The 21,029-nt window shown below is 59.0% G+C and carries 17 protein-coding genes; 9 read left to right on the plus strand and 8 right to left on the minus strand.

The features are described 5' to 3' along the window. Positions 1-51: 51 nt before the first annotated feature. From I2D41_RS09115 to relB, 3 genes are all read right to left on the minus strand, one after another. Complete coding sequence (locus I2D41_RS09115; protein WP_195246269.1) at positions 52-918, minus strand: Fic family protein; 867 nt, start codon at positions 916-918, stop codon at positions 52-54. A gap of 259 nt (positions 919-1,177) precedes the next feature. Next, entirely contained in the window at positions 1,178-1,462 is a 285-nt protein-coding gene (locus I2D41_RS09120; protein ID WP_195246271.1) for a type II toxin-antitoxin system RelE family toxin, read from the minus strand. After that, positions 1,459-1,686 (minus strand): type II toxin-antitoxin system RelB family antitoxin, encoded by a 228-nt coding sequence (gene relB, locus I2D41_RS09125; RefSeq protein ID WP_195246272.1) that lies wholly within the window; start codon positions 1,684-1,686, stop codon positions 1,459-1,461. Before relB ends, I2D41_RS09120 begins: the two co-directional genes overlap by 4 nt. 292 nt (positions 1,687-1,978) lie before the next feature. Here relB and I2D41_RS09130 point away from each other — a divergent pair, with 292 nt between their 5' ends. The 4 genes from I2D41_RS09130 to I2D41_RS09145 all read left to right on the plus strand — a co-directional run bounded on the left by I2D41_RS09130 (position 1,979) and on the right by I2D41_RS09145 (position 4,583). After that, the gene (locus I2D41_RS09130) at positions 1,979-2,347 is read left to right on the plus strand and encodes a hypothetical protein (protein WP_195246273.1); all 369 of its coding nucleotides are present in this window, start codon (positions 1,979-1,981) and stop codon (positions 2,345-2,347) included. A gap of 37 nt (positions 2,348-2,384) precedes the next feature. Then, the gene (locus I2D41_RS09135) at positions 2,385-3,581 is read left to right on the plus strand and encodes a hypothetical protein (protein WP_195246274.1); all 1,197 of its coding nucleotides are present in this window, start codon (positions 2,385-2,387) and stop codon (positions 3,579-3,581) included. A gap of 370 nt (positions 3,582-3,951) precedes the next feature. Continuing rightward, on the plus strand, positions 3,952-4,269 hold the full coding sequence (locus tag I2D41_RS09140) for a type II toxin-antitoxin system RelB/DinJ family antitoxin (protein ID WP_195246275.1): 318 nt from the start codon (positions 3,952-3,954) through the stop codon (positions 4,267-4,269). After that, a complete protein-coding gene (locus I2D41_RS09145) occupies positions 4,266-4,583 on the plus strand; it encodes a hypothetical protein (protein ID WP_229030399.1) in 318 nt (105 codons plus the stop codon). The genes I2D41_RS09140 and I2D41_RS09145 overlap by 4 nt, the downstream gene beginning before the upstream one ends. A gap of 114 nt (positions 4,584-4,697) precedes the next feature. Here the strand turns inward: I2D41_RS09145 and I2D41_RS09150 are convergent, their stop codons facing one another. Continuing rightward, entirely contained in the window at positions 4,698-8,546 is a 3,849-nt protein-coding gene (locus I2D41_RS09150) for a VaFE repeat-containing surface-anchored protein (protein ID WP_195364299.1), read from the minus strand. Positions 8,547-8,890: 344 nt separating this feature from the next. On the opposite strand from I2D41_RS09150, the gene I2D41_RS09155 reads away from it, so the two are divergent. Then, positions 8,891-9,166, plus strand: coding sequence for a hypothetical protein (locus I2D41_RS09155; RefSeq protein WP_195364300.1), 276 nt, complete (start codon positions 8,891-8,893; stop codon positions 9,164-9,166). Between the two features lie 155 nt (positions 9,167-9,321). On the opposite strand, the gene I2D41_RS09160 is transcribed toward I2D41_RS09155, so the two are convergent. Beyond that, complete coding sequence (locus I2D41_RS09160; RefSeq protein ID WP_195246278.1) at positions 9,322-10,299, minus strand: Fic family protein; 978 nt, start codon at positions 10,297-10,299, stop codon at positions 9,322-9,324. A gap of 234 nt (positions 10,300-10,533) precedes the next feature. Between I2D41_RS09160 and I2D41_RS09165 the strand changes: the two genes are divergently transcribed. Genes I2D41_RS09165 through I2D41_RS09175 form a run of 3 tightly spaced genes read left to right on the plus strand, consistent with a single transcriptional unit; the run spans position 10,534 to position 16,744 of the window. Further along, entirely contained in the window at positions 10,534-10,917 is a 384-nt protein-coding gene (locus tag I2D41_RS09165) for a hypothetical protein (RefSeq protein WP_195246279.1), read from the plus strand. 1 nt (position 10,918) lies between these two features. Then, positions 10,919-13,903, plus strand: coding sequence for a hypothetical protein (locus I2D41_RS09170; RefSeq protein WP_195364301.1), 2,985 nt, complete (start codon positions 10,919-10,921; stop codon positions 13,901-13,903). Beyond that, positions 13,904-16,744 (plus strand): hypothetical protein, encoded by a 2,841-nt coding sequence (locus tag I2D41_RS09175; RefSeq protein WP_195246282.1) that lies wholly within the window; start codon positions 13,904-13,906, stop codon positions 16,742-16,744. A gap of 215 nt (positions 16,745-16,959) precedes the next feature. On the opposite strand, the gene I2D41_RS09180 is transcribed toward I2D41_RS09175, so the two are convergent. Genes I2D41_RS09180 through I2D41_RS09190 form a run of 3 tightly spaced genes read right to left on the minus strand, consistent with a single transcriptional unit; the run spans position 16,960 to position 20,617 of the window. Then, positions 16,960-18,393: a hypothetical protein gene (locus tag I2D41_RS09180; protein ID WP_195246284.1), complete on the minus strand. Its 1,434-nt coding sequence runs from the start codon at positions 18,391-18,393 to the stop codon at positions 16,960-16,962. Next, positions 18,386-19,882, minus strand: coding sequence for a hypothetical protein (locus tag I2D41_RS09185; RefSeq protein ID WP_195364302.1), 1,497 nt, complete (start codon positions 19,880-19,882; stop codon positions 18,386-18,388). The genes I2D41_RS09180 and I2D41_RS09185 overlap by 8 nt, the downstream gene beginning before the upstream one ends. 21 nt (positions 19,883-19,903) lie before the next feature. Then, positions 19,904-20,617: a hypothetical protein gene (locus tag I2D41_RS09190; RefSeq protein WP_195364303.1), complete on the minus strand. Its 714-nt coding sequence runs from the start codon at positions 20,615-20,617 to the stop codon at positions 19,904-19,906. 176 nt (positions 20,618-20,793) lie between these two features. Here I2D41_RS09190 and I2D41_RS10095 point away from each other — a divergent pair. Beyond that, positions 20,794-21,029 (plus strand): hypothetical protein (locus I2D41_RS10095; RefSeq protein WP_458795872.1); only part of this gene is annotated, 236 nt, incomplete at its 3' end.

Below are 21,029 nucleotides of genomic sequence, written 5' to 3' on the forward strand. Positions count from 1 at the left end.
TTCTAGCTTGAAAAAGTGCTGCATGTCAATGCTGGTCTAACAGAGCCAATATTAAACATTGTGAGAGTTATGCCCCCTATACGAAGGCGCACCGGCTGCTCGTTTCTTATTCTCGAGGGTCTTCAGGTCTGCCTGGATTTTCGAAGTCGAAGGTGTGGAATGATCAACCGAGCGTTTTCCCTCCTCGAGCGTCTCCGGGGTATATTGAATAAGAATATCGGCCCCTATTTCGTGCATTCTCGCGTCAAAGGAGCATTGACACTTCTGCAAAACCTCATCGAAGAATCGGAAGTTGCCCTGAGTCTGCGCAATCTCCATCCAACTCTTGTATTCATCCGCATGCGTTTCGTCAATGACGATAAGGTCCACCCCGTTCTCGATGCACTGCTTCATCATGATGAGTCGACCGATTCGCCCGTTGCCGTCTTGGAACGGATGCAGGTGCTCGAACCTTGCGTGAAAACGGGAAATCGACTCGAAGTCCTTTGGGCTGCTCTCCCATTCGGCGAGCAGTGCCGGAATGGCGGTCGGAATGTCGCTCGGAAGGGCAACCTGCACCGAGCTGTTTCTGATACGGTTGGGAATGTACTTGAAATGCCCGCTTTCCCCGTTGGCCGCCATGGTCGTTCCCTTGTGAAGGATCGTCTCGAATTCAATGAGGAGTTCCGGCGTCAGCTCGACTCCGAGCGTGTCGACCATTCGATCGAACATCTTGAAAGAATTCTTGGTCTCAATGATGTCGTCAAAGTCGTGGTCTCCCGTAACCTTATTCCGTGCATAGAGCGTCTCGATCTGATCGAGCGTAAAGGTGGATCCTTCGATCTTGTTAGAGTGGTAGAGGAATTCCGGAAGGATGACCTCATAGGCAGAGTTCGGCGCCGCCTTCAGTGTCTGCATCTTGCTTGGGGAGATAATCATTGTGTATCCTTCGTAATCGGCGTATCAATCACTGTCGTTTTTGTATTCTAGGATAATTGAATGAGCGATAGTAGCTTTGTAGTTCCCCAGCAGGACATACGACCCCAAATGCCTTACAACGGCCGTAGAAGAGACGCTTTCGGCGCAACGTCATCGAAGGCGGTTGTGACTTGGCCGCCACTGTTAAAGACGAGTTAGACGTTAGATAGATTCTCCCACTGCTATCGCGGCAAGGTGGTTCTAACGAACTTCTTCTGGTTTACAGTCGCGGCATGTTCTTGTAGACGCCCTGGCGGTGGCCGGCCCTCACGACCTCGATGACGGCCTTTCCGTCCTCGATTCTTGCCAAGATGCGATAGACCCCCACGCGCCAGCGCCAACCGGAATCGGTGCCCTGGAGCTGTTTTCCGTTTGGCGCGCGGCGCGGGTCCTCGCACCCGTCAAGGTGCTCTTGGACCCAGGACAGGATTATGAGCCGCTGTTTCTTCGGAATACTGAGGAGTTGCTTGGTCGCCGCCTTAGACCATTCGACGCTGAAGCTCACTCGGCCTCCATTGCCATGCGCATAACGTCGTCCATTGAGTAGCGAGTGCCGTCGTCTTGCATCAGCGCCTCGTTGTATGCCTTGATGTCGGCAGCCTCCTCGACCTTTTCGAGGGCGGCGCTCCTCACGAATTCGGAAAAGGACATGCCCAGAACGCTCGCATAGGACTGGATCCAGTCCTTCTCGCCATCGTCGAACCTGATGGCTGTCGCGCTCATTGCCATAATCGATCCAATCAACGTACTACGATGTAACACGTTGATTATACCCGTCCATCATGGCGCATGTCTCAAAGGTTATCAGAAAGAGTAGGTGGACGTAGCTCCCCAGCAGGACAAGCGCCTCCAAATGCCCTACAACGGCTGTAAAATAGATGCCCCTTACTGGAAGAAGGCCAAAGTTTCTTGTTTTTGCGCCCATCATGGGGTATAAGTGGTTAAAGGTGATCAGCACCGTCAATGCGCCGCTATCAAAGGCGCCCATCAGTCCGCGATAGGGATTTAAGGAGACGGTGCCATGCCGAATGAATCATTCCGCTACTCAAAGCAAATATCAGACCAGGGTCGAGAACGCTCTGTCGAAGTGCGCCGCGATCGCGCAGCCCTCAAGGAGCGTCTCAAGGCAGGGGAGATCAGTCCAGCCGAAGTCCTCAACGATGGGGGCAACGTCGCTGCCAAAATCAGGCTGTTCGCATTCCTCAAGAACTGCCCTGGCGTGGGCGCGGTGGGGGCAAGGACGCTCCTTCGTGCTCTTGGCTTATCCGAGACCAAGACGATTCGCTCCCTGGGTCCCGTGCAGAAGACCCGCATACTGACCATGCTTGAACTGATCGCCAATGGCGTCCGGGTCGACCGTGTGGCCGAGACCATCATGTCCGAACGATAGAATAGAATCCGATAGGGGATTAGAGAAAGGCAACATAATGGATGAGAATAACCTCAACAATCAAGACGACCAGGGCCAGGACCTGAACCTCGTTCCCGATGGAGGCGGCAGCGGCAAGATGCCCCTGAAACGCAAGGTCGCCATCGGCGCAACGGTCGCGCTCGTTGTCGCGGGGCTCGGACTCGGCGGCGCCTGGGCTACCGGCGCCTTCGCCCCAAAGTCCGAGATCACCAAGATCGAGGCCGATGGCGACAGCGGCAAGAAACAGATCTCCGAGAAGACCGAGCCAGCGGTGGATTGGACCGTAAAGATTGAGGCCGAGGGCGTGACTGCCGACTCCTCGCCCCTGATCACCCGCTACGTCTGCACCGACGGCGCCGACAAGGGCGTCGAGTTCTACCATGCCACATCCGCATCCGACGCTATCGAGGGCAAAGACAGCGTCCAGCTGACCGAGGGCACCTGGGAGATCACCGCGATCCCCATCATCAACCCCGACGGCTCAATCACCACGCCCGCAGGCGGCGGCGAGCAGGCCGTTTCCGGCGAATCGAAGGACTCCGGCTCCACCGAGTTCACCGGCGAGACGAAGCCCGCCGAGAACGTGACCCAGGACGACATCGACAAGGTGCTCGACAAGGTGAACGAGGCCATCTCCAAGGGCGACGGTACCCTCACGGGGGATGCCGGCAAGGACGTGGTGAACAAGGTCACGGACAACGCCTCCAAGGCACCTGCTGCCGACAAGGAGAAGGTCGAGGAGAAGAAGGACGCAGCGGCCGACAGCGCCGTGAAGGCCGAGGACAAGAAGACCGATGCGGCGAAGCCGTCCACGGGCTCCGGCTCCGCGCCGTCAAAATCCGACTCCAAGCCCTCTTCCGGCTCATCCAACAAACCGTCCCATGAGCACACGTGGCAAGCGCAGTACCGCAGCGACCCCGTATACGAGACTCGCACTCGTACTGTTGTGGACCAGGACGCGTGGGACGAGCAGGTTCTAAGTGGCTCGCATGCTGTCTGTTCAGATGGTTCTGTTTTCTACGACAACGCCGCTCTTGCTGCTTATTGTAAGAAAATGGCAATGGCTGGGACGCCCGTTTCGTACTACACCGTGGATGATTACACAACTGTTCATCATGAAGCAGTGACGCATCAGGAGACATATCAGGTGCAGACTGGAACCAAGCAGGTGCTTACCGGCTACCGCTGCCCCGGTTGCGGTGCAACGAAATAGGTCCGAAGCGGATAGATAGGCTGGCTTTTTGGAACCGGGTCTGAAATTGCTCCATGCGTTATCGCTCTTCGGCCGATTTTACTTCGCATTGCTCCTGATAGTCCGTCCGGGGTACTTCGGGAAGAGGACATATCTTTATAGGGGAGTCGGGCTGTTCGTGCTTCTCGGTGCGATCCTGCGCCTGGCTCGCGATATCCTGCTATATCTTGTCGGTCTGGCATGAGTCTTTCTCGTCGCACCCAGTGGACGGTCGCATGATATTGGGGTATTGATACGGTGGTTTATGCGGTTGTAGCAGTGCTACTCTCAATGCTATACGGCATTGTGTTTATGTGATAATATGTCATTATCATAATGTGAGGTGATGTATATGGCACTGATACAGCTAAACGTCCCCGACGATGTAAAGGAACGTGCGGATAGGGCATTCGCGAGGAGCGGGCTCACGACACCGTATGCGATGCGCATCATGGTCAACCAAGTTGCCGAGACGGGCAGGACGCCTTTTGACGGTCTGTTCTTATCCCCATCCGGGCGGCTCTACTCGGAGGATGTGCGCCTGGCGATGTTGCGCGCGGAGGCCCAGGAGTATGGCCTGATCGAGGATGATTCCGGAGATGACCCCCTGAAGATCCCTGATGATATCCTTGCGGAAATGGGAATCAGTCCCGAGGAGGTCGGGCAGTGAGCCATTACGAAGTGAGGGTTCCCGGCTCTTTCTGGAACACGCTCGTCGCGCTTAAGCCGAAATACTCTCATGCCGAATACGTTGAGGTCGTTAATGCTGTCAAGGCCTGTATCGCCGAACTCGAACGCACTGGCATGATAGAGGAGAGCGGGTGGGATGATCATGTGCTCGTGCACCCGCCATATTCTGACGGCAAGCACCGTGAGGCCCATACCTACGATGATGACGTCCTGGTCGTGTATTTCATTCGCGAGAGGAACCGCCGAATCCGCATGGTAGGCGTTTTCGATCATTCGAATATACCGCGTTCATAACCGCATTTCGGTGATGCAAATATAGGAGATGCCCCACGGTTATCCTCTCTTTGCGACAAAGAAGGGCCCCGCTCATCTTGAGCGGGGCCCTTCAGGCTTTATCGCGGATATGCGTTAGATCTTACGCTTGCGTAAAATCAGGAAGATTCCAGCGATACAGGCCGCAATTCCGGCGGCAATTGCCGCGTAGAGGACCCAGTTGCCGGTCTGCTCGAGGTTCTTGCCCTCGGGAGTGTTCTCGATATCGATGGTCTGGTCGGTGTCCTCAAGGTCGGTCTCCTTGGAGATCTCCTTGCCGTCCGTATCACGCTGCAGGCTCTCGAACACGACAGCCTGCTGGCCCGCGACGTCGGAGGCCTTGAACACCATGGGGACATCCACGTCGAGGTCCGAGACGGCAGGGGTGAACCGCACCTGTCCGTTGGCGATGACCTCGTAGGTGCCAGGCGTCGAGTTCTTACCGGTCGATTCGGCTTCGGTTGCCGTATTGTCGCCCACTGCCTTGTCGTCCTTATCGGAGGCCACGAGTTTCACCTGGCCGCCACTCAGCTTCGTCACGATGTCGACCGCATCTTTCGTCGCTCCCGGCACGGTGAGCGTATAGGTCCCGTCATCGTTCTTGGTGAGCTTGGCGCCCTCTGGGATGTTGACGAAAGAGCCCGTTCCGGTGACGTCGACGAGGGCCTTGGAAAGATCTGTGCCGGAGGCATCGGTATCGGGGTCCTTCTGGATACCGTTGCCGGCAAGGGTCGAGGCGTCCTTCACGTCCGTGAGCGTGAGCTGCGTGCCGTCGGCCTTCTTGTTGATAGAGGCCGTGAGTGTGTAGCTCTGGCCGGGACGCAGTCCCTTGAGGTGGACGGTGTCGACGATTGCGACCTCGTCCTCAGGCTTCACCACCTTGCTGCCCTGGATTGTGGCCGCAGTGGTCTTGAGGCTCGGGGAGATCTCGACCGTCTGGTCCTTGTCCGTCGGGTCCTCGTGCGAGCCGATGAGGGTACCGTCGACGAACAGCTTCTCGAATACTACGGTCTTCGCGCCGCCCAACGCACCCGCATCGAAGGTAAAGGTCACATCTTGGGTCCCGTCCTGGGTCTGCGGCGTGAACTTGGCCGAGGCGGTGATCTCCTTACCGTCCGCGCCCTTCAGTGCCTCGCCAGTCTCAGCGTCCATGAGGGTGCCCTGGAGTTCATATTCGGTACCGGGGACGAGGCCGGCGTACTTGACGGTGTCGACGATGGCGGCCTTGCCGTCGGCGGTGACCTCCTTATCGCCATCGGCGCCATCGGCTGCCGACGTCTTGATTTCGGGCGGGATGACCTCGACGGTCTGCCCCTCGTCGGTCAGGTCCTCGTGGCTGGCGATGACGCTGCCGTCCGCCTCGAGCTTCTCGAACACGACGAGCTTCTTGTTGGAAAGGGTCGAGGTGTCGACCGAGAACGTCACTTTCACCTTGCCCTCGGTATCCTCGGGCTCGAAGGTCGTGGACGCCGTTACGGCGTTTCCATCTGCGTCTTTCAGGGGCTCGCCGGTAGCCGAATCCATCAACGTGCCGGTCACGGTGTACTCGCGGCCCGTTGCTAGGTTCTTGTATGAAACCTCGTCCTCGACGGTCACGGCCTTGCCGACACCGATTGCCTTGTCGCCGTCTGCCGCATCGGTCGCGGTGGTACCGATCTCGACAGGCAGGAACTCGACCGTCTGGTCCTCGTCCTCGGGGTCCTCATGGCTTGCCTGGATCTTACCGTCCAGATAGAGGCGCTCGAAGACGACGGCATTATGGCCACCGAGGAGCGTGGCGTCGAACTTGAACTTGACCTTCTGCTTGCCGCTGGATGCCTTGGGGGTGAACTTGGCCGTTGCGGTGATGTCCTTGCCGTCCATACCCTTCAGGGCCTCTCCGGTCTCGGCATCCATGAGGGTGCCTTGGAGCTCGTACTCGGTGCCCTTTTTCAGTCCCTTGTAGGAGACGGAGTCGACGATCTCGGCCTGGTTCGAGGCCAGGAGCTTATGGTCCCCGTCGGCCCCGTCGGTCGCGGTGGTGCCGATCTCGATGGGGTTGTCGTCCACTGTGCCGCGGTCGATCGTGTAGGCGTCGCGGCTCACGGTCACCTCGAACTTGACGAGGTTAAGGCTGTCGTTTGCTGAACAGCGGAGCTCCTCGAAGGTGTAGGTGTCATATGGCAGCGCACCCTTGGAGTCGTCTGCTGCAGTTTGGGCGTCTTTGGAGCCGGAAAACCACAGGCCGTTGTCGATGGAGAGCTTCGACTCGTCGACGGTGCCGTCGGCGTTCAGGGCGGCGTCATTGCCGTTGGTGTTCTGGGTATGCGGGCAGGCAGAGGCCTCGGTCGTGAGGATGCCGTTCACGTCGGTGATCGCGATATGGGTCTCGCCCGTGGTCTTGGACGTGATCTTGAACGGGACGTTCGCGAGTCCGGTCATATCCTCGCCGTGAACCTTGTTGAAGGCGATGTCCCCGCGCTTCACCTGTTCGCGCACGGTAGGGGCATCCTCACTGGGCTTAACGAAGGTCGACACGAACTCTGCCGACGTGTTCGAGGTGATCTGCTGAAGGTGAACGGTGCTGTCGCTCAGGAGATAGCCGGCAGGGGCCTTCGTTTCCTGGATCGTTACCGTGCCAAGGGGCAGAGTGTTCATTTTTCCATCGGCAGTTTGATAGAAAGAGTCGCCAGAACTTAAATAGACATCTGGATTTTCACGGGCAGAGGAAATACCTGTAAAACCATCTTCATCGGTCTTCAGAACCCAAGTCCTCGTGGCCTTCTCGGGAAGGCTCTCCTGGGTGTAGAAGCCGTCGTAGTACTTGACGGTGAACTCCGCGCCCGCGAGCGTGCCGGCTCCGAGTGGGGAGGCCTTGCCCGTCTCGCTATCGACCTTGGCTACCAGCATGTCGGCAGGGTCGTTCTGGGGCGCGTCGGTGACGTTCACGGTGGCAGTCTGGCCGCCCGACACGTTCACCTGGTGGATCCCCTCATCAAGTGCATAGGACTTGCCGGCCTTGGTCTCCTTGACGTAGTAGGTGCCAGGGGCGATATCGATAATGTTCGAGTCGCCGGAGGCGCTGCAGGTGAGCGTTCCCACCTGCTGGGTGCAACCGGAGTCGGAGTAGACGCCGTAGGTCGCGCCCTCGAGCGAATAGCACGGGTTATTGTCGGAGATGCCGGGGTTGGAGCTCGCCTTCTTGAGCTTCAGCTTGCCCTTGTTGTGGAAGGTGATGAGGCACTGGGTGCCGGTGCCGTAGTTGACGAGGTAGATCGTATCCTTGAATGACTGGGGTGCGGGCCCAGGCAAATTCTTGTCCAGATTCGCAAGGAACGTGCCCGCGTTGATATTACCGTTGTAATAGAGAATGGTCTTATAGCACCAGTTGCGAAACGCGGCGGTCGTGCCCTGCATGCCGTACGCGCTGGAGCTCTTCGTGAGTGCCGAGAGGGCAATGTGCTGGATGGCAAGCATCTTGCTATAGTCCAGCGGCGTGCCGTCGTACCAGTTGAAGTTCCAAAGGCCCTTCGCCTTCGCCTCCTCGAAACCCGGGCCCGTGGGGCCGTAGTAGAGGACCCTCGCCATGCCGTCGAGGCGGTCTATCTTGGTCTGCTCACCGCCCCCTCCCGTATAGCACTTTGACCAGTCGCTTTCGATCGGAAGCTGCGCCTGGGCCGTTGAGGCGTCCAGCGGATGGCGTTTGGCCGGGTCGAGGCAGATCGCCGGCGTGCCCTCCGAGGTCGTCGAGTTGTACATGTAGAAGCCGCCGTAGTTCACGCGCTCACCGCGGGTGATTGTCTCGGACGATGCGGCATAAGCGGCAGTCGGAGCCGGCACGATTGATAGCACCTGGCTCGCGATGAGCACCGCACCGGTGCCGATGGCCGCGCCTTTCTTGAGACGGGCGCCGATGCGGCGAAAGAGCCTGCCGGCGCACTCCTTCATCTTTCCTCCAGGTCGCATGACTGCTCCATTCTCTCGGTTACCGGAGAGGGGACGCGGGTTTTGGGCTGCGTTTATGGGCATGCGTCCCCATGGTCTAACGTACCGCCGGCATCGACGCTATGCCTGCCGATTTGGTGCCACAAGGTGACAGTTTGCGCCTGCGGTACTTATTAGACCTTTCGTTTTCACGCTACCGTATGAGGTATCCCGGTCGCCTGCTCGGAACAAGTGTTCAGCGGAATTCGGATCCTGTGAGGCTGCTTGTAGTAAACTGAACACTACTGATTTCCGGTCGGCCTTTTGACGACGCGAATACAATGGCGCGCATGCGCCCTCGTCAACGAGTTACCGGAGGAAATCATATGTTTGAAACTGATCTCAACATGGGCGCCGATTTAGTGCGCCGCGAGATGACGGTCCGCCAATTCCTCGAGAGCGCTACCGCGGTGGGGGAGCTGGTCGTCGTCACATGCGGCGGGTGGCCCACCTGCACCGTACATATCGACAGTGAGGACTATTTTCGTATGCCCGCCGATATCGCCCATCGGAAGGTGCTGAATTCGAGTTTTGGATCAATCAAGGTCACGACGCGTGATCCGTTGCCCATGGACGTCCCCGTCCGCTTTGTCGACTGCTAAAAAGAGCGACAGGCTAGTTAATTTCTCCTGGAACCGAGGCATTGCATTGCAGAGCGGAGTATAGACGCTTTGCGGCGTAAACTTCGCAAAAGGCGCTCATTAACGCGCAGCTAAGGAAGAGGCGCTCGACAAGAGCGCCCCACGAATACCTGAAACTAAATCCGACGAGTTCGGACAGTCTTATTATCAGAACTGGTTGTAGTTCTGTTCATATTAGCTGCGGCAAGATTGGACTTCAGGGATTTCGTGGATGGACCGACGAAGCCGGCATCCTCATCAAAATTCGGCCTATCCACGCCAAGCTCACCGAGCAGGTCGTCCGAAAGTGACCGGTCGGTGAGAATTGGCGCTACCGTGGAAGCGAAATCAACCTGCATATCCTCAGCGTAAGTCAGAAGGGGGACGGCCTTTCCTGCCCTGAACTCATCGAGAGCGTCGTAGTAGGCATCCTTGGACGCGTCCGTCACGATAAACGGGACGAGGCCGGCGCGCAGGCACTCTCTGAATGCAATTGCCCTTCCGACCCTGCCGTTGCCGTCCGGGAAGGGGTGGATTGTCTCGAACCGCACGTGGAACCTGACGATATTCTCCAGGGACGGCTGATACTTGTTATATTCGGAGACAAGGCGGTCGACCAGCGCGGGGACCTCCTCCGGTCGCGCCGTGATGACGCTTCCCACTCCGTTTCCCAGGACCTTCCATTGGCCGGGTACGTCCATCACTCCGTCCATGAGTTGTAGGTGGATCTCCTTTATGAGTTCGGGAGTGAGCTCCCTGTCCAGTGAATCGAAAAGGAAATCGAACATTTTCGTGTGGTTTGCGGTTTCGCGGACATTTCCCGGGGTGGTAGTGTCCGCGAGGACGGCGTCCCTCGTTTCGAAAATCGTCCTCGTCTGCCATTCTGTGAGCGAGCTGCCCTCGATCCTCTCATGGTTGTACACGAAAGAGACGATCGATGTCTCATACACACCGTTCGGGACGAAGCCCTCGCGCTCGAACCCGACCTGATCGATATAGCTGTAAACGAAATGACGCTGTAGCTCCGGGCTCAGGGACCCATGCGCATGTGGGCTATCGGCAGTATTTTGATCTTTATTTGCCCCTGTCAGCAAACTGAATAATCTGTTCAACATATATCTGCATACTCCGATAGGTGTACGGATTCCTGACGGCATTTTACCCAGGATAGCAGCCACCCATGACTGGTCCTGTCACCCCGTGGCACCAAACTGCCCGGCACCATGCGGGTTGTCGTTTTACGCTTTTGATGGGGCCGAATGCCCACAGGCGACCATGGGCTTGTGGCGGGCTGTCGCCACAGGGCCCCGAGCAACTGATGGCAACCGTAGTTCCTTGGAGGATATCGAGTGCTGGATAACCTTTCTCTTATGGGGCCGGATGAGGAGGAGCTCTCCCTCTCGGCGCTGGTGTCTTCAGCGACCCTTCTGCCTTCCTGCGCCTTCTCCGCATATTCCATCATCGTCAACATAGCTCCCACGATGGGCGGGCGCGCCGTCCTTTTCTATCTGACGCGGGGCTCTGTCGAGAGCATCTGGATCCCCGTGGCCATATTCATCTTCGCCCTCATAGCGCGCAAGGTAGATGACTGGCGATTCTACGCGCTCACCGCCGTGTTCGGCCTTGCGGCCTGCGCACTCGCCGTGCTGAGGCTCGACCTGTGCCATGCGGGGGTCTATTTGGCCGTTCTGGCCTGCTGCGGTCTATCCGCCGTCAAATCGAGGGAGTACTGAGATGGGTTCCTGGAGAAAGGCGGCCACTGGTTCAGCCGGTAAAATTGCAACCGATACCCGACTTGCAGGGGATAGTGCACGGCACCATGACGACGGGTCCGAGGCGGGGTTATTCACGCCGGTCTCGCGCCGCGGTTTCCTCGCGGCCCTCGCCATCGCCGCCGGCCTCGGCCTGATGGGCGCGAGCGATGCGCTCGCATATGCCGCCGTCGACTTTGGGCCAGGAGCCGGCTATATCGGACCAAGCAAAGACAGCGGCGACCTGACGCATCCGGATCGGACCCGTGGCGCCAACGATCGCTGGTTCGGCTATGCGAACAACTGGGACCTCTGGAATATCCACAATGACTACAGCCACCGACTTGGCTACGCCTTCGCGATGGTATTCGAGTGCGATTGGTCCGACGAGCTCTATGACCACATCGTTTTCCGTCCGTTCTACTACTGCACCTCCTACTGCGCGACCAATCCCTGGAGGGGATATTGGCTCGGGCGCGATGACGGCGACGACAACAAGGGCACCTGCTATATCGACGGCGTGCCGGTCGGCAACTTCGTCGGCAACCTCATCAACGACGGCTCCGAGGGCGAGGACCGCCATGTGAATGCCTACGGATGGCTCTACCACGGGTTCTATGAGGGTCCCGGATGGTCGACATTCCTGAGACGCAGGCAGGCAAAGACCGGCCACAACGTCTATGCGCATATCGATATCTTCAACTGCTGGAAGAACAACGTCAGGCCCTCATCGGCCATCGTCTCCTCGCAGAATGCCCCGAAGGATAGGGACATGTCCGTCCAGACCGATAAGATATATATCGAAAACGACCTGTCGCTCATGGGCGGCATCTTCAAGATCATCCCCGTCACGGCGCCGAACCTGAGAGTCGACCTCGTCCAGGGATATTATGAGAACAACGTCCCCGTCGCCCGCTACGAGAACGGTCGGGCGACCTGCCTCCACCATGACTATGACGGGGTCAATCAGAACTGGATGTTCTGGCCGAATAAATCCGATGGCCTGGGATGCTTCACCTTCTGCATCGCGAACATGATCGGCCCCGGTCTCGATCGAGGCTTGGATAACTATGGCCACACCTCTCCCACCATGGAGCAGGGTTACGCAAAAATCTGGCGTAATCCAGAATCGACCAACCTCACAAATTCCTGGTGGGTCCACCATGAGCCCGCTGTCACGAACGAGACGGACCACAAATGCTGGTTCATCACCTCCGATGCAGACGGGCAGAGGCTCGACACCTGGGGGGTTACCAAGGACGACAGCAGCACCTGCGTAGCCGTGTCCAATCCGGCGTGCCCGGGACTCTGGGCGACCCAGGTAAACGCCCAATGGGATCTCGAGGAGGTCGTCTGCCACGGCGATGTCGGGCTATCCAAGGACGAGGCCCAGGTCGGCGACAGCCTGAAGATTCTGGGGTGGCACAACAAGTTCAAGGACGAATCTAAGAGCATCAAGCCGGCGGGATATGTCCTGGGGGCAAAAAACGAGAGCGAACTGCCCGTCTACCCGATTTTCCGTCTGTACATGACGGACTCGGAGGAGGCGGTCGCAAGCGATGACGCCGCGATCATGGCATCCTGCCGAGTCGCGACATGGGGAGGCCAGCAGACCGAGGCCTACTCGCACCGCCATATCGGTTGGCCCCATGGGGGACATTCCATCTTCAGCCTCGAGATGCGTCTTCAGGATTCGAAATTCAAGGGATCGATTCACTATGCGGCACAGCGCTTCACCGGCGGCGAATGGGATGAGGGCGCCGACGGGTCCAAGGTGTGCTCGAATGGGGACTATGATACCGAGATAATCAGCCGCGTTAAGGTGTGGCTGACCGGGGACATCGCAGATGAGTACGACCTCGTGGTCAGGACCAAGCTGCTCGGCGGCACCTGCGCGTGGAGCGACCCGGTGTACGTCCACAACTCAAAAGACGAGCCTTTGACGCTCGAGACGGCACCGGCATGCGGTCCCGAGCCGGACGGGAGCTCCGATACCAAGATCTCGGGCATGAACGTCCACCTTATCCGCAAGCCGACGGGCGCGCGGGTGGTGCGGGAGTTCAGCGCCGAGGAGAACGTCGAGGTGACCGAGGAGTTCGGTTCCGGGTGCCTATACGCAGCCGCCATGTTGGCTCTTCGCCTTCCTTCCAGGAACACCGATCGCATATGGACGGACCGCTATCGCGGCACCGTCATATCCAAGCCCTGCCTCATCGAGTCGGCAAGCGTCGAGTACTATGCGGACGGCATCGATGACGGCCATCGCGTATATGTCGATAAGAATGTCCATCCCGGCGATCGATACGCGCCCATCGTGGCCGCGCTGGAGGCTGCCGGGAAAAATCCCTGCAACCTCTATGCACACTACGGCGAGGACGCGGCCACCGGATTCACGGGCTGGTTCAAGGACGCCGCCCTGCGCGATCCAGCCGGCTCCCTCGAGATTCCCAGGAAGGGCGCACTGAAGCTATACGGGCGCAACCGCTGCACGCTGCGCATCGAGTACGCGGAAGGCTCGCTTGAGCCCGACGCCGGGACCGTCTACCGCAGAAAGCCGAGCGATAGCGCAGATGCGGTTGACGGTGCGCTCGGGCTGCCCGATTTCACCGCTCTTGCCGAGAGGCACAGGCTCGATAAGATCGACCTGCCGGCAATCGGAGATGGCGGCGTGGGCCATACCGCCTTTTACCGCGGCGAGTCCGTGACGCTAGCCGGCTACGAGGACGTCTTCGCCAAGCGCGAGGACGGAACTTGGCGACGCCTCGTCTTCAAGGGCTACATGCCCGATAGGGCGGGGGGGGGACGCCTCTCTCGACAATCAAGATGGAACGCGACACGACCGTCTACGCCCTGTGGGCGTATGCGGAGTCGGACGGCGTCGCCACGACAAAGAACTAACGACGGCTCGGGACGGAGGTGCGGCCTCCTTCCCGAGTCCGCGCATGTCCCTGACGGGAGGTGTGCGTAGATGAGGTTCGACAAGCACGATGAGGGGAAGAGCGAAGACTCATCCTTAGGGGATACCCCCATTACGAGACGAGGACTGTTCGCGGCCCTGGCGGTCGCGGCAGGACTCGGCCTGCTCGGTGCCGACACGGCGCTCGGGTGGGACTATTGGGGACAGAATGCCGCGATCGGGCAGGGCGCCTGGGACGCCTATGGGATGCGCAACGGCAAGATCAACTGCTGCAGGGGCAGGTCGAACCCCATAAACCAATGCATGGGCTGGGCAAACGGATGGACAGAGTGGTACGCCTTCCGCTACGCCTACGTCCAGATCCTTCGTTACGCCCTGAACCTCCAGGTTGAATGCGACTACGAGAACGAGCTGTGGTTCCACCTCTCCTTCTACCCGTTGACCGCCTGCGGGGACGACAACTACAACCCCAGGGGCCACCGCCTATGGTTCGCGTGGGAGCATGACAACCTCGGAGCAATCAAGGAGGACGAGCAGGAGAACAATATCGTCACCTTCGATGGCAACCTTACCAACGAGGAGCTTGGGGTCGGCACCGGCCGACACGATACCGGATGGAAGCACTACCAGTACCATGACACGGGAAAGTGGTACAGGCGGACATCGAGAGACGTGACCCATAGGTGGGCCGCGGACCTGAACATCTTCAACATCTACGTCGAGGGCGTCTCCCATGACGAGAACGTCGACGCCCTGCACTCCCAGACGGGATGGATATCATCCACCGTGGAGCATACCTACCTCACGACGGAGGATATCCAGGGCATCGTGTGCCGCATCCACGCCGCGGACGACGACACGCTCAACTGGGACGTGCGTGACGCCTCGATTACCGATGCGACGGACATCTATCAGCAGGCATATGGCGGTAATTTCAACCAGCTGTTCCTCACCGAATTCACCAAGGTCCGCGATGACACCTATCAATCCGACTGGGGACCCGTCCCGGGCTTTCTCACGACGATGCGCCCCGCGCATGTGGCCGATGGGTCCCGCGCGGTGAACGCCTCATGGGGCGGGCCATGGGACGGAAAGGAATTCAGCCATACCAACTGCACCCAGCCCTTTCAAATCAACAGCGCGGGCATCCAATCGAGGGCCAGCGCATGGTGGGTAACGAAGAGGTTTTCCGAGGGGGGTGCCCTGTACGGCGACGGCGCGATGGCCATCATAAGCGATGCCTCTGGCCTGTGCGTGAATAGGCCGAATGCGACCGTCGCGAAGGCTTCGAAGCTAAACCTCTTCCATAGCGGCTACAAGGATGGGGTGGCGGGCGACCGCGCTTCGGCATGGGTCGTGAAGGAGGTGCAGTTCACAGGCTCGCTCACGCTGAACGACGGCAAGCCCGAGCTGACTCGCGTGGAGCCCGTGGCCTGCTCGGACCCGCTTCTCACATGTAGCCCGTGCAGGAACTGGTCGGATGTCAAAAAGGGCAACGGGGGCAATGCCCCGACCCACTTCTCCTATCGCTGGTACCAATCGGAAACCGACGAGGTGCCCGACGGCTGCTCAGGCGCCTCCATTATCGGAACATGCCACCTGTCGAACTTCGGCGACATGCCCGAATGCGCCGCATACCGCCATGTCGGCATGAATATGTCCGAGCTGATGTGCATAGAGGCGCTCTCGCTTCGCCTCGAGGGCTCGCCATGGCAAGGATCGATCCGCTACAGCATGCTCGCCAAGGGCGGCGGGTGGAGCGATGCCGCGGCCGACGGGGAGCCAGTGGGCGAGGGAGGGAGGTCCCTGCGCTGGAGCGCCATCAAGGTCTGGCTCACCGGTGACGTCTCGCTGCATTTCGACCTCGAGGTAAGGGCGTTCAACTCGAACGTCGGCTGGACGGCGGGCTACGTTTCGGGAACGGGACTCGATGCGCCGACAGTTGATGGGGTAGGCGACCTCACCGCATCGAATGACCTGAGGTGCGTCCAAGTCGATTTGATCCCAAAACCGGAAGGAGCCGTGGTATTGCGGGATTTCTCGCGTGACGGTGGGACTCTAAACATCACGGAAGACGAATTCGCCGATATGCAGGACCGCTATCTCTCCTGTGTCGTCATGCAGGCATTTCCGACTGAACTGCGCAAGGGGGCCAACCATGACTCACCGCTCGTTCACCGGTTCCATGGATTCGTAAGCGCCGGGCCCATCCATATCGCAGGGGTAAAGGTCGTCTATCACGCCGACGGAGTGGATGACAAATCGGTAGTCTTCACGGAAACGGCCAAACCCGGCCACCACGCGGCCAGCGCGGAGGCCACCGCGGCCGCGCTGAAAACCCGATGCAACCTGAATGACCATTTCGGCGAGGAGCAGAGCACGGGCTTTACGGGCTGGTTTTCCGATACGGGGCTGACGAGGCCCTATGGGGGATCGGAGCTCAAGGCAGGCGAGGAACTCCACCTTTACGGCCGCAATCGCTGCACGGTCAGAATCGAATATGCGGAAGGCTCGCTTCATCCCGAGGAGGGGGCCGTGTACCGCACCGCCGCGAGCGACGGCGCCCCGGAGGTTGCTGGTGCCCTAGAACTCCCCGATTACGGCAAGGGACGTGAGTCCCATTCCCTCGGGGGGATCGCGCTGCCGGCCATCGGTGACGATGGGCGCGCCCATAAGGCCGTCTACTGGGGCGAGCGCGTCGCCCCGGCAAAACCCGAAGACGTCTACCGGAAGACATCCGACGGCACCTGGCGCCGGTATGTCCCGATGTGCTGGCTGACTTCAGCGAGCCAGCAGGGCGAATCGACCGGCTCGATTACGGCTAAGCGCGATACCGTCCTGTACATCAAGTGGTCTTTGGCTCAAGCCGACGGCGTCGTCAGCTCGAAATAGGGGGCTCCGGCCATAGTGGGCGCGAAAGGATCCAAAGGGCACCGGCTTTGATGGCTGATTCCGCGGGAAGTCGCCCGCGGGGAAGTGGAACCGGGGGAGCGTCGCGTTCGGCTCCCCCGGTTTTTTCGATCAATAGGTGAAGTAGCCCGGCCGCTTATTGTGGCTGGGCGTCTTTTTTGTTTCAGCCTTCTTCTCGAGCTTCGCAAGTCCCTCCTTTAATGCAGCGGTACCAGGAGTTTTCTCCGGGGTCTTCTGCTTTGGCGGCAAATAGGCTTCCGGATACTCGAGCAGAGTGATGTGACGGGCAATGTGGCGGGAGTTAATGAAGGGCGGGCGCCATCCGTCTCCCTGAACCCGTTATGGTCTGCCGCGATCTGGTCGATGAGGTCGCTCGGGTAGATCTTCGCGGCGCTCGATTCCGTGACCTCGATTTCGGGCCCCTCGTAGGAATCCCATGCGTCGATACGCTCGATATGGTAGAGACGGTCTGATTTGGAAAGGGAGACGGCCATCCACTCCTGGGCGTCGTCCGAGCGCCACTCGCTCATGCCGCAGGCAAGGAGGATGCGATCGGAATCGCCGGACGCGTCGAGGTCGTACCCGAGGTCAGGGAAGTGAACCATATGGTTGGAGAACAGGCTCCAGTCGGCGCACGACTTGATGGCCGCGACCAACTCAGTCAACTCGAACGTAAATGTCGAGAGGTTCAGTTTGGATGAGGAATTCTCGCCCCTCCTCGACCAATAGTAATTTCGCTTCTCTCTAGCCCTGTCCAGATTAAGCCTAATCTTCTCGGCATCTATGTCATTGAGGGTGATTGCAGTCTGTCCCAGGTTGGCCTTTGGCACGGCATCACCATCGAAGTCCGCATAAAGGTCGACGCATATCCTGTCGGACTGCCGGATTTCGTCAATGAACTCGGCGACGTTCACGAACGGCAGAACTGTGAACGTATCCGCGTTGCCCCCGTATTTCATGCGGGACTCCTTGCAAAGGCTGACAACGGCGTCTCGATAAGAGAGCAACTCATGCCGCAAACTAGGTGTTGCCGCCTTGCGAATCTGTTCGATGACCTGCCTAGGCATCTTGCGCGGGTCGGCGAGCAGGTACGGGTCGCTGTAGGCGAAGCTTTTTCCGAGCGCGAGCTCCTTGTACCCGGTGGCAGTGAGCAGGAGCTCGAATGCGGCCCTCGGCCATTTTTCGGGACCTCCGAACATGGCGTTCAGGCGCTTCGAGCAGTCGATGAGGCCGAAGTTCAAGTATGCCTCGACCGGTACGCGGTCGATAGAATAACGGCTCGCGATCCGCCTCATGCGCCCGGCCAGCTCGTGGACCGCCACCCTCTTACGATCTTGCGGCCAGTCGGCGGGGGAGAGCCAGGTACCGCCCACAATATCCTCGGGCGTGCCGAATATCGAGAAGCGGCCCTCGAAGGAGATAAACGATGACGCTGGGAGTGGCGGCGTCTTGTTGTTCCATTTGACACCGGGGGCATCCATGAGGCCGGCATCGACCGGGTCGGCGCAAAGGCGGTCGCTTATGAGCACGCCATCCTTTTTCGCGGTATATCTGAACAGACCGCGTGTCTCATTGAACCCAAGGGAGATTTTGCAGCCCTCGATCTCTCCGCTCCATACCCTCTCAAACATGCCAACCACGACTTTCTTTTTTCGATGACTGATTTACTTTTGCCTTCTGGTCAAGTTTCGCAAGATTCTCCTTGAGCGCGGCAGTGCCGGGCACTGTCTTACTTTGAGCGTCCTTGCGATCGTGTCCCCTAAGCAAGCGGTCGGGGTCGATCGCATAGCGGGCGTTGACGAACGCCCTCGACTCGCCCGTCATCATCATCGGCATGGTGCGCATGTCCGGTAAATACTCCGATGGGAACGATGCGAAGGTGGCATCCATTTGCCTGCTGCTCTGCTCGGAGCTCATGAGAGCCCTATTGAGAAGTTTTGGAGCTTGGTACAGCTCGACATGGTAGACCCTCTCGGATTTAGACCATGAGACTGCCCTCCATGAGCACTCCCCGTGAGCTATACCGTGACCATCAACGTTGTCATGCTCGTGGATCACCTCTGCACAGATGAGTACCCTGTCCGCGTCGCCGTCCATGTCGACACCGTATTCCCCATCGAGGAACGCGCCCTCCCAGTTCGCGTAGAAAAGGCCGTTAAGGCTGTTTTCGATATAGTCGTGAAGCTCTTCGAGGGGGAGTTTTCCCAAGGCATGTCCATCGAAAGAGCCGTCCCAGACTTTTAGCACTCCGAGTTGGCTCCTGTACCAACCGGCGGACTTGAGGTCGAGCTGTACGTCGCCCAGGTCCACGGTGCTCATCCCGAACGAGTCGAAGTTGGCGGCAAGCGATAGGGTCACGGTGTCACCTTCGGACAGCTCGCGGATGAACTGCGCCACATCGACACTGGGAATTACGCCGAAGCATCGGTTCTGCCAATCCGGTTCTACAACCAGGCTATCGGAAGTGGCTTTCTGGAAGAGTGCGTACACCGCATCGCGATAGTCCACGACCCTGCCCGCCAATGCACTTCCCTTGCTGATAATGGCGGCAGAGAACTCCGGGGGAAGCATGTGGCCGTCGAGTCCCGCGTCATGGTATTCATTTCCGGGTATGGTTCCGCGGGGGTAATCAAGCAGGGCATCGACAGCGCTCCGTGGCCAGCGGGACGGATCTCCATACATGCTGTTCAGAAGTCTTGAGCACTCCTTGACGGCCGCCCGGTAGGACTTGACCTCATCGCCGGAAGACACGATGTTGAGCATCCTAGTTTCGAGGTCCCCCGCGGTCGCCGCCTTTCGCGCCTCCGGCCAATCCCTGGGGGTACGCCACGTGCCGGCGACTATCTGGTCGGGAAACGAGAAGGGGGCAAATCGACCCTGCATCTCCAGAGGGGGGCCCGGGATAAGTGGCATCCCGCCAAGGTCCATCACAATCCGGTCGCCCGGCTCATCCATGAATCCGGAGATTACGGGGTCTACACACTCATGACTCTCGACGGTCTCCCCGTTCAGCGCGCCGGTGCACCGGAACAGCCCGGTGGACTCATCGAATTCAAGGGTGAGGTCCCACTCGGTACCGTCCAGGCCGGGTGCCGCGCCTTCCCACACTTTCTCATACATTGCAGTCTGCCCTTTCTATCGCTAATGCCCGAACTTTGGTCCGCAGCCGTTTGCTCTCGGGTCTTGTGGGCGTCGCGGGACTCCCGCCGCCTCCATTCCTACCCCATGGCCAACCGATTTCCCTGGAACGACCGCGACAGAGCGAAGCTGTTCGCTCTTGAGCTCACGTGCGTTGGCGTAAGCGGCCATGTTGTAGGCGTTTTCCTGGCGCACCATCTCTCGCTCGATTGCTGCGGAAACGAGCGCCCTGTTCGAATATGGGTCGAACACAGTGGCACAGGAGACGAGCCTCGATAGCGCCGAGGGCCCATCGATAAAGGTCAGGGGGACCGAGTAGCGCTCCCTGCACCACCTGGCCGCGACGGCGCGCGTAAGGCTCTCGCGCCACCCCCCGCCCTTTGCGGCAGTAAATGAGTTGAGTGAGCGGAACCCGTTCTCGCGCATGATGTCATTGAGATCGTCGGTCTCGATATAGCCGTCCTGTCCGGCGATAGGGTCATAGATGTCGTAGGCGTCCCGCAATACCTGCCAGGCGCCATTGCCGATAGGCCAGGCCATCGCGAAATCGGTCGTCGTCCCGTTCATCGCCTGGAACCCGAGGCCGTGTACTGTGAAGCTACCGCACCATGTGAGGCCGTAACGGGTTCCATCGTCCGCACCGGGCCTCACCGACGGGCTGTCATCCATGTCCCTCAGCCAATCAGGAAGCATGCTCAGGTCAAGCTCCACGGCCATATCTCTCCCTCCGTCTGAACTTCTGATGCTCCAATCATCGTTTCGGAGGAAGTCGGGCGGGCGGCTATGAACAAGTGTTCCAAGCCAGGTGTCACCTCATGGCACCAAGTGGGGGGAGCAGCGGTATTTGCGGGATTTTATGCTTGAAGCGTCTATTTTCAACGGAAGGGATCGCTATGGATACGTCCGATGTCTATACTCAGATATTCCAGTCGCTCATGCCACTTATTCAGCTTGCCATTGTGCTTTGGGCGGCTGAGACGATCCTGACGATGCTTATAAAGGAACATCGCAAATCCAAGAAAAAGAAAGAGCGGGAGAAGCGCCGCCTTGAGTACCAGGACCGGCGTATGGCCAACGACGAGGAGCACGCGAAGGTCACGCGCGCGATGCGCTATGACGTGCTGCGCCG

Source organism: Collinsella aerofaciens, assembly GCF_015552075.1.
In the GTDB taxonomy this organism is placed as follows: Bacteria; Actinomycetota; Coriobacteriia; order Coriobacteriales; family Coriobacteriaceae; genus Collinsella; species Collinsella aerofaciens_Y.